We start from the raw sequence: 15,592 nt of genomic DNA, 5'->3' as shown, positions 1-15,592 counted from the left end.
GCCATAGGACAGGCATGCGCGCCTGTATATTGGATGAGAGAGGTGGAACCCACTTGCGTTCGCAATGGATTAAAATCGCGCAGACAGCATTGCTGTCTATAGGTATAGCAGCTGTATTGGCTGCATGCACCGACTCAGATCAACCTCCGGTAGCAGAACCTCCGCAGCAGCAGGAGGACGCCGGGAATACAGGGCAGACATTAACTGTCGTTCCCCCTGTGAACAGTACAGAATCTGCAGATATGGCCAAGTACCAAATACAGACCCGTTTGACCGATTTTCAGTTGCTCAATGACAACGGAGGATTGGCGTGGGGTGTGACGCGGAATGCGCTGCGTCTGTACTACACTCAGGATCAGGGAAAGACCTGGACCAATATTTCACCTTCGGAAAATGTACAATTTCCGGCTAACCCTAAATATGGACAAAGCATTTATTTTGTAGATCGTGCACATGGTTGGATTGTTCGTGAAGGCATGGGTGGAACAGATACCATGGTGCTTCGCACCAACAATGGGGGCGTAACTTGGAGCCTGTCTTCTCTGTCCAAAACGGATAAAGTGACCGCGATCTCATTTGTATCTCCTGAGAAAGGCTGGATTCTCACCACGGTTGATACCGCTATTGGTAAACAGGACAAGAAACTTCACTTCACCGAGGACGGTGGAATCACTTGGAACCGCATGTCATCCAGTGATGAAGACGGCAAACAGGAAGCAGAAGAGATTTCCAAACGTGGATACACAACGGGGATGACTTTCTCCGATCCAAAGCATGGTTTCTTAACAGCGCTTGAGTTCGGTACACCGAAGTTGTATGTAACATCAGACGGCGGAGAGAACTGGGATACTGGACCATCCTTTTTTGATCGAAACAAATTCAACGGGTGTGGTAATTTCAGTGTTAGTTCACCACAATTTTTTGGACGTGAAGCGCAGTCAGCCTGGATATCAATGTCCTGTTCCCAAGGGGAGAGCACGACATTCAATGGATTCTTTACCACCGATGGAGGAAAGAGCTGGAAGCTGTCCAATTTCACTTTAAACAAACAAACGGGTCCGAATCGTAACCTTTCACCGGTATTTCTGAACGCTTTAGAAGGTTGGGCGATGCAAAAGGGCATAACCTACTACACCAAGGATGCGGGAAAAACATGGAGCGCTCTTCCTTCAAGTAGTGTACTGGAGAAAATTCTCGAAGACTATCCTGAAATTGTGAAGATGCAGATGGTTACCTCCAAGCTTGGCTGGATACTGGTTGAAAATACAGATGCTAAAAGATCGTTGTTATTGCAAACGGTGGACGGCGGTGTACATTGGAAAGTGCTTTAAAAGTAGAGTGTTGTAGATGTGAATAGATAAGGAAAGTGAGGAGCCAGAGGGTTCCTTTTCTTTTTTTGTTTAGTTTGTGAAATAAATCACAAATAAATCCACTAGAAGGTGATATATTTAACTCAACAAGAGAAGGAGTGATGAAGATGATAACCAACGGTCAAACTCAATTCACGCAGGCGGATGAATTAACCAGATATATGCTTCAATTATGCTACACATGTGACGATGCGAATCGTTGTACCACAGAGGAAGCAGTGAAGGCTTGCATGGCAGAACACGCACAGGCAGACCAGCCCGAACCAGCCGAAGGTGAAGATGTAACTCGCGGGTTTATGGATCTAATGTACGCATAGGCTTATGATTCACGGATCATTCACAGAGAACGCTCCTGCGGGAGGGTTCTTTTTGATTTGTAGAGAAATGTATGCGCTTTTAAATGTACTACGCAAATATTGCAGTATGGGTTATTATAGAAATAATTAAGGTAAATCACTCAAAATGTGGATTTTTTTGACTTTATCTGAAAGAGAAAGGGCATCAGAGAGTAGAAAGGATGAAACCATGAACGTGAATATTCAGGATCTCCCAAATGAAATAAAAGAACATATAGGGAAAGTTCAGAAAATCACTTTTACTAAGCAAGGTCATACTTCTACTGTGGCTATACTGGATACGTTTGATCAAAAGTACGTCATCAAGAAGACAGAAAACGATCTTTATAATGAATGGTTATTAGATGATTATAAGGTGCTCCAATACCTTTACCATACCGGACTCCCTGTTCCAAAGGCATATTTATTTCATATTGAGGACACATCGAGATGGCTTCTGATGGATTACATTGATGGAATAAGTTTAAGAGAATTTCTCTCTACGATGCCTGACCTCCAAAGTAAAGAAAAAGCGATTTTTAACTTTGGGCTTTGTTTAAAGAAAATACATGAATGCTCTTGTCCTGTTGAATTATTGAACAATGACACTCCTTGGTTAGAGACAATGCTTAATAAAGCAGAATATAATCTTACTCACTTTGCTGTAGACGGATCAGAAGAACTACTTCAACAGTTGAAAGAAGGAAGACCAAAACCAATAGATAACACTTTCATCCATGGAGATTTTACTATAGATAATGTGCTAGTTAATGATTGCAATATTGTTGGAGTTATTGACTGGGCAGGAGCAGCTTATGGCGATCCAAGATATGATGTAGCGTTAGCCATTAGACCGAAACATAATGCTTTTGATAATGAAAGAGATAGAGAAATATTTTATAAAGGGTATGGAAAGTTAAGAATAACGGACGAAGAATACAATTATTTTGAAGATGGGATATATAACTTCTTTTAGTCTGGCTATAAATCATGTTCTTTCAGATTAAAAAATGTACCGTTTCAGTCATTTGAATCTTGATCTGTTGAGTGCATTAGAGAAGTAAGTTCACACGAACACAACCGCACGCACTATCCACATAGCAACTAGCGATTGAGCTTAATTCGGAGGAAGTCGTGAACTCAAGACCTGTATACGATAACTTTAAGCAAAGGGATGAAATCTTATGGAATCTTCGGAAATCTTCAATATAGTTGAGTTAACTTTAGAGGGTTTGAAGAAAAGATTAGATAGTAATAATTCATTATTAATACAAGGTTCAACTGGTTATAGTGAGCCTGCAAGATTTACGTTTTATCCGGGTTCATCTAATCAGGAGATCGATTCTTTATTTGAAGAGTTAAATTTAGTTATTCCTTGGGACTATAAAGCTTTTTTACTAAATCATAATGGAGCAGATCTATTCGTGCATCCTTTTTACGGAGGGGGGATCCAATTGTATAGCTTAAGCATGATTCGACAGGTGTACATTGATTATGATTATGTTAGCATGATACCGCAGGGTTGGATTCCAATAGGTTCGGATAATGGAGATATGCTTTTTATAAATACGAATGAATGCATTGATAGATTTTCTAGCTATTTGTATTGGACTGAAATGTTGTTCATTGATAGCGTAATTAAGGTAAATATGAATTTTGAGAGATGGTTTGAAAGACTAATTATATGTAATGGCGCGCATTTCTGGAATTGGAATAATGAAAATTCTGAACGTTATTATAGGCATTTACAAGGACACATTGAAAATGTAAATAATTATGATGGCAAGAACTATACGCTCACTTTGTCAAAGAAGGATTAATGGCTTCGTATTAGAATAAAGAACTTCAATTCATATCCAATCTCTTTATAAGGAGTCGAATAAATGAGCCCTCCAAAACATATCTTATCTGCCGCTGCAATTGTGATCAACGAACAAAATGAATTATTACTTATTAGAGGACCGCGAAGAGGATGGGAAATGCCAGGTGGTCAAGTAGAAGAAGGAGAATCCCTAAGTCAAGCTGCGATCAGAGAAACAAAAGAGGAGTCCGGAATCGACATCGAAATCATCAAATTCTGTGGAATATTTCAAAATATCGAGAATTCAATATGTAACACATTATTTCTAGCCAAACCATTAGGAGGAGAATTAATCACATCAACGGAGAGCTTAGAGTCTGGTTTCTTTCCGATTGAAGAAGCCATTTTAAAAGTCGAATGGAAAAACTTCAGAGAAAGAATAGAGTATTGTTTAAAACCTGAGATGCAACCTTTTTGCATTGAGTTCAGTGATAAGAATAATATTTAAGCGTGTTACATATTACAGTGTATTCTCTAATATTACTTTTAATTGCAGATTCATCATAGATATGGGTCTAGGAATAAAGCCGAATATGACCCAGTCAAGAAAGGTAGGGAGGCCAAAGTTTGAGTTCAGGAAAGAAATCTAAACGGCTGGACACTGTTCGTAGTCTCGTTCATGAAATGCTTCTTGAGGAAAGTAATAACAAGGAAGGTATGTTGGTTCATCTTTATGGGGTTTCTAATTTTGCTTCCATGCTTGCTATGAAAAGAGTACAGGATTCGGAAATTACTGCGATTGCAGGGTTACTCCACGGTTTTTATTTCTACAAAACAGGAATTGAAGACTTTCCTGGTCCTAATAGTGCGGATGCTGTTAGACCGATATTACGCAGTGCTGAAATTTTTACAACAGATGAACTGTCTATCATACTTAAATCAATCTTTTATCAGGAAGATACACATCTAGTTCATGGCCCATATGAAGAGATTATTAAAGATGCCATACTGTTTCAGATGTACTTCCAGAATCCAGGTAGAAGCTTATCAAAGATAGAGATAAGTAGATTAGAGAATGTATTTACTGAATTGGGGATATCGAAGGAGAACATAAAAGCAGACGTTAATGTTAATGTGCAAACAGTTCACATAAATACTGAAGAGCGGCGTTCCAAGTTAGCTGATTTAGCAGAAACGCTGGCAAGGCAAAATATTATTGGTACTTCAGGGGATCAACGATATCAGGAAATTTGCAGGTATTGGCCGGATTCTGATATCTGTAAAGTACTTGAAGCCAATTGGTGTGCCGCATTCGTATATCATTGTTGTATGAAAGTTGGAATAAAACTCCCTATTAGATATCCTAATCGAATGTATAGATTAGCTGGGGTGGGTGCTTGGTTGGACTGGGCTCAGCTAGCTGAAACAGAATTCTTTTATCAGGATATGCAAGAAGGATTTGAACCAGAGCGTGGTGATATAGTCATTTATGAGAAGCTCTTAACGGATAATTCTCACGATCACATTGGAATTGTTTTGGCCTGTGACGGTGATCAATTATTGGTTGCAGAGGGGAACACAGACAATAAAAACTACTCTAGCGTTTTATACAGAGAAAGAGGACATTGTATTCTCGGATATATCCGTGTAGATGAAAGCTATCAATTTAATTTTCAAGGAGAGTATAGACCAACTTAGTTGATATACATGGGTGTGCTAGTTTATGTATCTTGAGGTTATGAATTTTATATCAAAAACATAGGAAGATCAATATCAGAAAGGAAGTTCAATCAATGAAACGAGTCGATGTTGTATACTCACTACTAACCAATCCATCCAAATCTAAAGTGCTTGCAGTAAGAAATGTAGGACGTTCAAGCTGGTCACTGCCTGGCGGAGCTGTTGAAGCCGATGAATCATGGGAACAAGCAGCAATCCGGGAAGCCAAAGAAGAAACAGGACTTGATGTTGGCGTCCAGGGTATTGTAGCAATAAACGAGTGTAAATTTGAAGAAGTTAAAGAACATGCCATTTTTATCACCTTCAGAGCGGAAATCGTCGGAGGGAGAGAAGAGATATCAAGACCAGACGAAATCTCTGAGATTGCATGGTTGGATATAACACAGGCAGATGAGCTTATGCCTTATTACAAGAACGGCTTTAAAAGCTTACTTTATGGCAATGAGATTACATATTTCAACGAAGGTAACAAGTAATGTTCTGAATGTAGTGTATAAAGGAGGCTATCAGATGAACAAGCACAGTGTTTATGAAACAAACAGCTTTTATTGGGATACAAAAGGGAATGACTTTTTGAGAGCAATCGTGCTTCCACATTATGGAGCATTTATTTCAGAAAAAAAACACCAACTTTTTGGTGATGTCTCAGGATTAAAGATGTTAGAGGTGGGCTGTGGAAATGGTCAATCCTTGCGGTATCATGGAGACCGCAAAGCTGGTGAACTATGGGGTATGGATATATCCCAGAAACAGATAGAAAAGACAGAACATCACTTGAGGACATACGGCATTTCTGCAACATTGATATGTTCACCCATGGAAGAGGGATGTGGTATTCCTACTAATTATTTTGACGCTGTGTATTCGATTTATGCCATAGGTTGGACAACCGATCTTGAAGTTACTTTCAGCCGAATCGCTTCTTATTTAAAGAAAGATGGCATTTTTATTTTCAGCTGGTCTCATCCAATTCATAGATGTGTCGTTGAAGAAAATGATAGATTTGTTTTCAATAAGTCATATTCTGATGAATCTTGGTATGCGGTGTCTCCTGATTTTTGTCAGGGAGAATTAGTTTTAGCTGATCGTCAAATATCAACCTATGTCAACGCGTTAGCAAAAGCGGGATTTGTCATTGAACAAATGATAGAAGAATCCGATGAGGAAATCATGCAATTACATAATCATAGCGATAGTCTCCTTAAAAGAGCGAAGATGTTACCTGTATCCTTTGTGATTAAAGCAAGAAAACGGTGATTAAATGAAATGAATCGGAGAGTGGGTTATGTTTAAATATCAAATGGATACTGCTACCTATATATCGCTATTGGCAATGAAAGATGCACCCCAATTATATAATTTGATCGATCGAAACAGGGATCATATAGGAGCGTGGTTGAAGTTCCCCAGTATGACATTAACAGAAGATGATTCAAGAAATTTCATCAAGGGAACACGTATACGCTATGCTCAAGATGATGGTTATTGGTTAGGAATCTGGTGTGGAGACGAGCTTGCTGGTTCTATTGGATACTTATACATTGATCAAGAAAACAAGAAGACTGAAATAGGATATTGGCTAGGTCAGGAATATGAGGGTAGGGGACTTATTACAAAATCGATTAAAGTGTTAATTGCTCACGCATTTGATGAACTTGAATTAAATAAAGTTGAAATTGGCATAGCAACAGACAACTTCAAAAGCCGCGCAATTCCTGAAAAATTAGGCTTTCAACGTGAAGGTGAATTAAGAGATTACGAATATATTAATGGTGCATATTTAAACAGGATTATTTATGGCTTGAAAGCAGATCAATGGAGAACGTAATAAATCAAAATTTATTTTAACTAAAGGGGCTTGTTATGAGAAAATTACCGCTTTTTGTAGTGACAGGCGCAAGTGGAACAGGAAAAACAACGATCTCTTCGCTTGTTCGCAAGCAACTTCCCGAATTTGACGTCTTTGATATGGATATCATCGATAACGTGGATTGGCAGATTGCCAAAGAGAATTGGTTAAGGATTGCGTATAACATATCGCTAAGTGGACGAGGGACTGTTTTATGCGGAACGATGGTGCCGGAAAATATTACATCATCCGATTACATAGATCGATTTGATCGAATTCTATATATGAATTTACATTGTGACGATGTTACACGCGAGACACGTTTAAGAGCCCGTGGGTGGGACGAGAACTCGATCGAAGATCACAAGAATTTTGCAAATTGGCTACTCCAGAATTCGAAAACTGCATTTGACCCGCCAATGCAAACAATTGATACGACAGAACTTACAGCAGTGGGAGTAGCTGAACAAGTTAAAGAATGGGTTTTAAAGAACTGGTGCGAGGAATGAACACCTAAAATAACCTGATAGTTAGATTGAGTGGAGGAACAGGATGCTACCTTTACAAGTGAATGAATCTATTGTATTAAAGCTGATCCAATCTCAAGATAGAGATGAGTTGTACGCGTTGATTGATGAGAATAGAAAGTACTTGAGAGCGTGGTTACTCTGGGTTGATAAAAGACAATCGCCCAGCGATTTAGATTCTGTAATAGAAGTATGGACACATAATTATGAAGAGAGGAACGGTTTTGATTCCGGAATATGGTTCAATGAACAATTGGTCGGGATGTTAGGATTGCATTATATTGATTGGAACAATAGAGCAACGAGCATTGGATATTTTTTAGCAGAGTCAGCACAGGGCAAAGGAATCATCACCATATCAATAGAACAATTGCTTAAATATCTCTTTAACGAGTTGAAGTTAAATCGTGTAATCATTCAATGTGCAGAAAACAATTTTAAAAGCAGAGCAATACCTGAGAAAATCGGATTTACAAATGAGGGTACATCCAGAGAAGCTCAATGGGTCTATGACCATTATGAGAATGTTGTGACTTATAGTTTATTGTCTAGTGAATGGCATACTTAAACGGTAGAGTACGTCATCTTGGTGAGACGAAGGAGGTCACGAATTGTTTCTCAATGTATTACTTTGGTTGATTATTCTCTGGGTGATCTCCCTTTATTTCAGTTTCCCTAAGAAAGATCGCATATACACAGTCAATGTGCCGAGCACATATTACATTCAATCTTCAAATCGGTTGGATATTCAGAAAAACTACGAATGCGCTGCATTTTCCAGTGCGTTTGTCTTGAGACATTTCGGGGTGGAGTCCAACGGAACAAAGATTTATAAAACCTATCCTCGCAAATTACTGGATGGAACCGTATATCCCAAAGCGGTCGTTGTTTTTTTCAGGAAGCTAGGATATCAGGTAATGTACTTACGTGGTAATGAGAATACGTTGAAAAGACAGATCAGCCAGGGTGTGCCTGTTATTTTATTTATTAGAGTACATCCCAAACAACGTTATTTGCATTTTGTTCCCGTCGTTGGTTATGATGAAACGCATTTTTACTTGGCAGAATCGTTAGACCACAAGATTAATTGTGATGAAGAATATTACAATCGAAAAATCAGCATTAGTGAACTGAACACATTATGGAGGTCATGGTTGCCCTTTTGTCAAAACTCATATATCGTCGTCCATCCGACGCAGATTTAAGACGGCTCTCTTTCAATGGGCATGATTTATTAGCTTTAAACGAACTAATCGGCATTATTCGGAACGTCTGCGTGGTTAAATCATGAAACTCATGCCCAAATGGCATGAGTTTTTTTGAACAACTATCGTTACGTAAACCAGCTCGACTCAATTAATGGTTATGAACAAAATAGATCAAACGTATAGGCAGTTGCTACTGATTTTATTGTTTTACCAGATAATTAGCGGAGTTTTTTAGTTAAAATGGTTGTTCGTCCACGCATCTTTTCATCTACATACGTACGTTAAACCATGTCTATAGGGAGGTGTCCACACTGTGAGTCATTCAGAAGTGAAGAAACGTATGAAGAGAAAAAAGGCAATATTACATCCGTGTAAAGTTAAAAGAAAAGAACGCCGATTAAAAGTGGTCAAAAAGTTTGTTCGAGTAAAATGTCCGCCTCCAGAAGTGAATATATCTACCCCTACTGTTGTTGGCCCAACAGGACCCCAAGGTATACAAGGCGTACAGGGCGTACAAGGTATTCCAGGTAGACAAGGGGTTGAAGGGCCACCTGGAGCTCAAGGACCAGCGGGGGGGCCACCTGGACCACAAGGACCTCAGGGACAGCCTGGTCCTGCTGGAGCGGTAGGCTCTCAAGGTCCGGTCGGACCTGCTGGACCTATGGGAGCACAGGGGATTCCGGGAGAAGCAGGGGCTGTAGGGCCACAAGGTCCGCAAGGTAATCCCGGACCTGCCGGAGCAATTGGACCTCAAGGTTTTCCTGGAGCTGTTGGGCCGACGGGTGCGACAGGAGCTGCAGGAGCAGTAGGCCCGGCAGGCCCGGCCGGTGCAGCAGGAGCGGTAGGACCCGCTGGAGCAGTAGGCCCGGCAGGCCCAGCCGGTGCAACAGGAGCGGCAGGTACTGCTGGAGCAGTAGGCACGACAGGTGCGACAGGAGTAGCGGGTCCTGCTGGAGCCACGGGAGCTACAGGTGCAACAGGAGCAGCCGGAAGCGTACTGGGATTCGCTGACTTTTTCGCGCTGATGCCACCTGATAATGCAGCAACGGTTGCTCCCGGTACAGATGTAAGCTTTCCTCAGGATGGGCCAACAAGTGGAACAACTATCTCACGCACGGGTCCTAGTTCCTTCAATCTGGCAGCTATTGGTACGTATCAGATTTTGTTCCAAGTGAGCATCGATGAAGCGGGTCAACTAATCTTAACCCTCAATGGGGCAGATCTGGCTCCCACAGTAGTTGGGCGAGCAACGGGAACGTCTCAGATTGTTGGTATGGCTTTGGTGCAGACAACCGTAATTAATTCTATTCTGACCGTGCGGAACCCGGCTGGTAATGCTACTGCATTAACAATTACGCCACTTGCAGGCGGAACTAGACCTGTATCGGCACATCTTGTGATCACACAATTAGCGTGAATCCGGTAATAGGCTAGGCTAATTGTCCTCAGCTTTATTAAATATGCATCCACAATGGTAACATGGGTTTGCTTGAACTGAGATAACAGTATTTCCTTGAAGCTGTTATCTCAGTTGGAGCGGATAATGGTACAGGAGTAACTACATATCGGATACCCTTTTTGTTTTGTGAGGAATGGTGAAAACGTCACCACTAATTATTTTTTCAGTTGTTAATATGATAAAATATTGGAAAAACCTCAGAGGTGAGTACATGAAGAATGGACACTGGAGAAAAATAACATGGGTTGTTGCGGCATTATTATTAATCATGATCACGGCTTGCAGCAATAGCAAATTCAATCCAAACGAATTTTCAGAACAGGATCTGGCCGTGACAAAGACCGACAGTGAGGATAAGATTACGTATGGAATGAGTCAGGAAGAAGCGGAGAAAATTCTTGGTGAGGGAACATCAACCGGTGTGGGTCAATCCTATCAATACAATAACGGGATCACGATTGGTTATAGGGATGCCAAAGTCGTTAGTATCATCTTGAATAAGGACTCGAAAGGGTACTTTAAGACGGCTCGCGGGGCAGAGGCGGGGATGACACATCAAGAGATTCTCGATCTGTATGGCAAGGAACATGTTTTGGTCGAATCTGAACGTAATATTGATTATGCCTATCATATTCAGAAGGAAACATTCCTGGATGAGAAGTCGCTGCAAGCGGAAAAAGATGATTTGGCTATCTATCGTGCATCGTTCATGCTGACAAAAGAGGGACAGGTTAATCAGGTTATATTGTCGGATCAACGATTTGCAACAACCTTTAAGTAAAACATGGCTGCTAGTCAGTAGAATATTAGATAATGAAATAGTACTTATTTTCGTATGAGGCAACCCTTCGGTATTCTGCCGGAGGGTTTTCCCCTCACACGGTTCGATTTCAATCCGGATAACAAGTTCTTTGTTTACGTGCATATACATTACAGGAGACGGGTCAAGACTCCGGCTGTCCTAAGTTGTATGAACGGAGGGAGAGACATGGGCATTGAATCATCTTGGATGTTTGATTTGTTTGGAACCGTCTTTCCGGTTGTATTTGTTCTGATTATAGGTATAGTCCTTCTGTCGATGGGAAAGGAGGTATGGAGGTGGGGACGCAACAACTCGGAGCCGCTATTGACCGTGCCTTCACGAATCACCAGCAGACGGATGAAAATGAGTCAGTCGCAATCTGAACCAGGCAGTACAGCACGAACGTTATACTACGTCACCTTTGAAGTGGAAAGTGGAGATCGGCTCGAATTCAAAGTCAATGGCGAAGAGTATGGTTTGTGTGCTGAGGGGGACGAAGGACGGCTCTCGTTCAAAGGAACGCGTTATGTAGGCTTCAAGCGATATAATCGCGTATATTCCGAACGCCTACGGGGTTAAACTGAGCAGCTTACGCCAGAATGGCGTGAGTTTTTTTTGATTATTTGTTGGACAAGCGTTTCTTAATGGGCCTAACGTGTTTTTATATAAGAAGAGGCTTATAAGATTATGATCGAAGGATCATTACAATAGAGGAGGCAATCAATATGTCATTTACAGATCAGGTCGTTGTTGTAACCGGGGCCGCTCAGGGAATAGGACGAAGTGTGGCTGAGGCTTATGCGGTCGCTGGAGCCAAAGTTGTACTTGCCGATCACAAGGAAGCCGAGGGTGCCGCAGCCGCAGCTTCCATTCGTAATGAAGGCGGAGAAGCCATTTTTGTGCAATGTGATGTTCGGAGCGAGCAGGATATTACGAATCTTTTTCGCACAACCATGGAAGAATTCAAGCAGATCGATGTTCTGGTGAATAACGCAGGGCTTGCAAAATGGAAGTCCCCCTATGAATTAACGCTGGAAGAATGGGACGATGTACTCAATACCAATGTGAGAAGTTGCTTTTTGGCGAGTCGGGAAGCAGCCAAACATATGAAAAGCAATGAACATGGAGGTGCCATTATCAACATGGCTTCTACCCGTGCACTGATGTCTGAACCAGATACCGAAGCTTATGCCGCATCCAAAGGAGCGATTGTAGCTCTGACACATGCGCTGGCGGTCTCATTGGGCAAAGACCAAATTCGGGTCAATTGTATCAGTCCGGGATGGATTGAGACAGGTGACGTGGAGAAATTGAAAAAGGAGGATCATGAACAGCATCCCTCCGGTCGTGTGGGTGTTCCTTCGGATATCTCCCGTGCTTGTTTATATTTATCTGACCCAAGCAATACCTTTGTCACAGGGACCAACCTCGTTATTGATGGAGGCATGACCCGAAAAATGATATATGAGGACTAGAACCGGGATTGAGCCGGGCGAGCCCTAAGCTGTCCCAACTTAAGAGTAATAAGCCCAAGTTAAGCACTTGGGCTTATTTGTTTTTAATAACTCGGTTGCTATAATAAATGTGATTTTACAACAGTAGAGGAATGGAGGGAGTATATGTTCGGGAAACAATCCCGGAAGGTATTTTGGCTGTTACTGCTGATCGGAGGGATGATAATGATAGGGAATGAGTCACCTGCTGAAGCTGACGGCGCAGATATACGGGCGGCCTGGGTATGGCAGGCACAGTCTGTCAACGGAGATGAGCTGTTGGCCAATGCAGCTAAACATAAGATAAACAGGCTGTACGTGAATGTAGACATGACGCTGCCCAAGGAGGTATACCAGACGTTTATAGCCAAAGCAAGCCATGCAGGTATTGCGGTTGAAGCGCTGGGAGGCGATCCATCCTGGGCACTCAGTGGCCGTGAGGGTCCCATGCTCAGATTAGCGTCGTGGGTAAGTGATTACAATCAAGCTGCTGAACCCAACGAGCAATTTGATGCCATACATCTGGATATCAAGCCCTATGTGTTACCAGCCTGGAAAGAAGATGCCAAGCCACTGGTGCAATCCTGGGTAGCCAATATGAATCTGTTATTTGAGCAAGTGAGACAGGATGGCGCAGTTGCAGTGAATATTGACCTGCCATTTTGGCTGGATTCCTATACCGTCACAGGAAATAGAGTTTCTGAGGATGCAGATAACGAACCATTGTCACGTTGGTTCATTGAACAAGTGGAGCATGTCACTTTACTCGCTTACCGTGATAACGCGCAAGGGAACAATGGTATTATACGTTTGATTGAACAGGAAATGAACTGGGCAGATGCCAGCCATGTGAGCGTCACGGTTGGGTTGAACACCAAGCCCATGCCTGGCGAGGAGTTCACGTCATTTGCCGGGAAAGGTGCAGCACAACTGGAAAGTGTTATTGAAGAAGTTGCCTCCGCATTCGGCGAGCATAGTTCCTACGCAGGTTCTGCTGTACATGACATCGTATACTGGGGACAACTGGAGCCGTCGGAACTGCCATCACCGGAGATTCCATCCAATCAGCCAGAGATTCGAGGAACGTATATCTGGGAGGCCTCTCAGGTGACGAATGACGGGGGAGAGCACATACTAGCATTTGCTAGAGAGCAGAATATTAACTGGTTGTATGTCCGTTTGGACCTGGATCAACCCTATTCCAGTTACCGCAGTTTTGTGAAACGGGCAAAAGCGCAGGGCATTGAGATCCATGCGATGGGTGGACACCCCATCTGGGGCAAAAAGGAGAATCGTCCACGCATTCAGCGATTGATTGATTATGTGAAAAACTATAATGCTGAGTCCGAACCGGATGAACGATTTGAAGGCATCCATCTGGATATTGAGCCTTACACATTGCCAGAGTGGGAGAATAGTCGGGACACCTTATTGACCGAATGGGCTGCCAACATTACATTTTTCCAGGAAGAAACAAAGAAGGACAGTGATCTCGAAACAAGCGCAGATCTTGCTGTATGGCTGGATAGCTTCGCGTTGCCAGGAAAGGATACATCTGTAGCGGAGTTTATGATCCGTACACTCGATCATGTGTCGCTGATGGCTTTCCGTAACAACGCCGAAGGTTCCAATGGGATTGCTGCTGTTGTGAGTCAGGAGATGGAGATCGCGGATCGTTTCGGTAAAAGTTTGATGATTTCGGTCGAAATGAAGCAGAATCACGAAGGTCCTCATATTTCTTTTTATGAAAAAGGGGCAGCGGAGATGGAACTTCAGCTTGCCAAGCTTCCGGATCTGTTGGCCGAATATCAGGCTTATCAAGGCAACATTGTTCATGCCTATGATTATTGGATTGAAGCCAAGCCTTAAACAGGCGAGTATTATAAGAAACGAGTTGCTTCGGGACTTCACCTTGGGTGAGGTTCCGGGCTTTTTTTTATGGAAAAAAGATGGAATCGTGTCACCGAATGGGCTCCTGCACAATACGATGTACGGTGATGAACAGCTGAAACAAGGGAGGAAACAGACTATGGCTGTTGTTAAAGCCAACTCAGAGGACGTCAAGCTGCTGGCTAGGCTCATGAGGGCAGAGGCTGAAGGTGACGGCGAACAGGGTATGTTGCTTGTGGGCAATGTAGGTGTGAACCGGGTGCTGGTGGATTGTCTAGACTTTAAGGATATTCGCGATATCAATCGTATGGTATTCCAGAATCCAGGAGGCTACGAGTCAACACAGAAGGGTTACTTCTACCAACGGGCGAGGCAATCCGAGATTCGTCTGGCACAACGGGTGATCAATGGAGAGCGCATCTGGCCAGCGAGCAATTCATTGTGGTTTTTCCGACCTGTGGGCGACTGCCCACCAACGTGGTATGACCAGCAAAATACAGGACGTTTCAAAGCGCATTGTTTCTTCAGTCCTTCAGGCGAAGACTGTCCGGAAGTATATTAAATTTTGGGAGGAATCATCATGATTAATCAGCCTTATCAACCAACAACTCAAACACTGGGTCAGCAAGCAAATTCTGTGTTGGGTCAACAAGCTAATTCTCAGGTTCAAGGTACTTCTTACAAAATCGGTAACGGAATGCCTACCATGTCACCAACGCCAGGGATGGTATCACCAAGCTCCACAAGTGTACCGCCACTCGTATCCAGTGGAAGCCCAATGACACCAACTGGTGCAGTGATTACAACAACAGCTCCACAGTTTGAGCAGTCATACATTGAGAATATTTTACGTCTGAACCTTGGTAAATTTGGTACGTTCTACATGACATATGAAGGTAACAAAGAATGGAACGCTCGCATATTCCAAGGTATTATTGAAGCAGCGGGCCGTGACCACATTATCATCAGTGACCCGAAGACAGGAAGACGGATCATGCTGTTGATGGTCAACTTCGACTATGCTACATTTGATGAGCCGTTGCTGTATCAATATCCAGGAGTGGTAGGCAATTACCCGCAAGCTCCAAGCAGATAATCATTGGCACCTCATCATGTTG

General features: G+C 42.5%; 19 protein-coding genes. All 19 read left to right on the top strand.

Going from position 1 to position 15,592, the window contains the following annotated elements; all coding sequences use genetic code 11:
- Positions 1-53 precede the first annotated feature (53 nt).
- The 19 genes from MKY87_RS02855 to gerQ all read left to right on the top strand — a co-directional run bounded on the left by MKY87_RS02855 (position 54) and on the right by gerQ (position 15,570).
- Entirely contained in the window at positions 54-1,331 is a 1,278-nt protein-coding gene (locus tag MKY87_RS02855; protein ID WP_340962848.1) for a WD40/YVTN/BNR-like repeat-containing protein, read from the top strand.
- A 146-nt stretch (positions 1,332-1,477) separates the two neighbouring features.
- A complete protein-coding gene (locus MKY87_RS02850) occupies positions 1,478-1,687 on the top strand; it encodes a hypothetical protein (protein WP_340962847.1) in 210 nt (69 codons plus the stop codon).
- A gap of 214 nt (positions 1,688-1,901) precedes the next feature.
- Positions 1,902-2,681: a phosphotransferase family protein gene (locus MKY87_RS02845; RefSeq protein WP_340962846.1), complete on the top strand. Its 780-nt coding sequence runs from the start codon at positions 1,902-1,904 to the stop codon at positions 2,679-2,681.
- A gap of 208 nt (positions 2,682-2,889) precedes the next feature.
- Positions 2,890-3,525, top strand: coding sequence for an SMI1/KNR4 family protein (locus MKY87_RS02840; RefSeq protein ID WP_340962845.1), 636 nt, complete (start codon positions 2,890-2,892; stop codon positions 3,523-3,525).
- Positions 3,526-3,588: 63 nt separating this feature from the next.
- Positions 3,589-4,014 (top strand): NUDIX hydrolase, encoded by a 426-nt coding sequence (locus tag MKY87_RS02835; protein ID WP_340962843.1) that lies wholly within the window; start codon positions 3,589-3,591, stop codon positions 4,012-4,014.
- 119 nt (positions 4,015-4,133) lie between these two features.
- Entirely contained in the window at positions 4,134-5,204 is a 1,071-nt protein-coding gene (locus tag MKY87_RS02830; RefSeq protein ID WP_340962842.1) for a CHAP domain-containing protein, read from the top strand.
- A gap of 95 nt (positions 5,205-5,299) precedes the next feature.
- Positions 5,300-5,722 carry an NUDIX hydrolase gene (locus MKY87_RS02825; RefSeq protein ID WP_340962841.1) on the top strand — a complete coding sequence of 141 codons (423 nt, stop codon included), beginning with the start codon at positions 5,300-5,302 and terminating at the stop codon, positions 5,720-5,722.
- 34 nt (positions 5,723-5,756) lie between these two features.
- The gene (locus MKY87_RS02820) at positions 5,757-6,503 is read left to right on the top strand and encodes a class I SAM-dependent methyltransferase (protein WP_340962840.1); all 747 of its coding nucleotides are present in this window, start codon (positions 5,757-5,759) and stop codon (positions 6,501-6,503) included.
- A 28-nt stretch (positions 6,504-6,531) separates the two neighbouring features.
- Positions 6,532-7,074 (top strand): GNAT family N-acetyltransferase, encoded by a 543-nt coding sequence (locus MKY87_RS02815; RefSeq protein ID WP_338587172.1) that lies wholly within the window; start codon positions 6,532-6,534, stop codon positions 7,072-7,074.
- 35 nt (positions 7,075-7,109) lie between these two features.
- The gene (locus tag MKY87_RS02810; RefSeq protein ID WP_340962839.1) at positions 7,110-7,604 is read left to right on the top strand and encodes an AAA family ATPase; all 495 of its coding nucleotides are present in this window, start codon (positions 7,110-7,112) and stop codon (positions 7,602-7,604) included.
- 43 nt (positions 7,605-7,647) lie between these two features.
- The gene (locus tag MKY87_RS02805; RefSeq protein WP_340962838.1) at positions 7,648-8,190 is read left to right on the top strand and encodes a GNAT family N-acetyltransferase; all 543 of its coding nucleotides are present in this window, start codon (positions 7,648-7,650) and stop codon (positions 8,188-8,190) included.
- 43 nt (positions 8,191-8,233) lie between these two features.
- Positions 8,234-8,827, top strand: a complete 594-nt coding sequence (locus MKY87_RS02800; RefSeq protein WP_340962837.1) for a C39 family peptidase — start codon at positions 8,234-8,236, stop codon at positions 8,825-8,827.
- Between the two features lie 316 nt (positions 8,828-9,143).
- The gene (locus MKY87_RS02795) at positions 9,144-10,247 is read left to right on the top strand and encodes a collagen-like protein (protein ID WP_340962836.1); all 1,104 of its coding nucleotides are present in this window, start codon (positions 9,144-9,146) and stop codon (positions 10,245-10,247) included.
- 253 nt (positions 10,248-10,500) lie between these two features.
- Positions 10,501-11,070, top strand: coding sequence for a hypothetical protein (locus MKY87_RS02790; protein WP_340962835.1), 570 nt, complete (start codon positions 10,501-10,503; stop codon positions 11,068-11,070).
- A gap of 207 nt (positions 11,071-11,277) precedes the next feature.
- Positions 11,278-11,670 (top strand): DUF2500 domain-containing protein, encoded by a 393-nt coding sequence (locus MKY87_RS02785; RefSeq protein ID WP_340962833.1) that lies wholly within the window; start codon positions 11,278-11,280, stop codon positions 11,668-11,670.
- A 146-nt stretch (positions 11,671-11,816) separates the two neighbouring features.
- A complete protein-coding gene (locus MKY87_RS02780) occupies positions 11,817-12,566 on the top strand; it encodes a glucose 1-dehydrogenase (RefSeq protein ID WP_340962832.1) in 750 nt (249 codons plus the stop codon).
- A 204-nt stretch (positions 12,567-12,770) separates the two neighbouring features.
- Positions 12,771-14,453 carry a hypothetical protein gene (locus MKY87_RS02775; RefSeq protein ID WP_340962830.1) on the top strand — a complete coding sequence of 561 codons (1,683 nt, stop codon included), beginning with the start codon at positions 12,771-12,773 and terminating at the stop codon, positions 14,451-14,453.
- A 160-nt stretch (positions 14,454-14,613) separates the two neighbouring features.
- Positions 14,614-15,036, top strand: a complete 423-nt coding sequence (locus tag MKY87_RS02770; protein ID WP_340967368.1) for a cell wall hydrolase — start codon at positions 14,614-14,616, stop codon at positions 15,034-15,036.
- A 75-nt stretch (positions 15,037-15,111) separates the two neighbouring features.
- The gene (gene gerQ / locus MKY87_RS02765) at positions 15,112-15,570 is read left to right on the top strand and encodes a spore coat protein GerQ (RefSeq protein ID WP_445669447.1); all 459 of its coding nucleotides are present in this window, start codon (positions 15,112-15,114) and stop codon (positions 15,568-15,570) included.
- Positions 15,571-15,592: the final 22 nt, after the last annotated feature.

Source organism: Paenibacillus sp. FSL R7-0198 (assembly GCF_038000415.1).
In the GTDB taxonomy this organism is placed as follows: domain Bacteria; phylum Bacillota; class Bacilli; order Paenibacillales; family Paenibacillaceae; genus Paenibacillus.
This window is presented reverse-complemented; position numbering and strand designations above follow the sequence as displayed.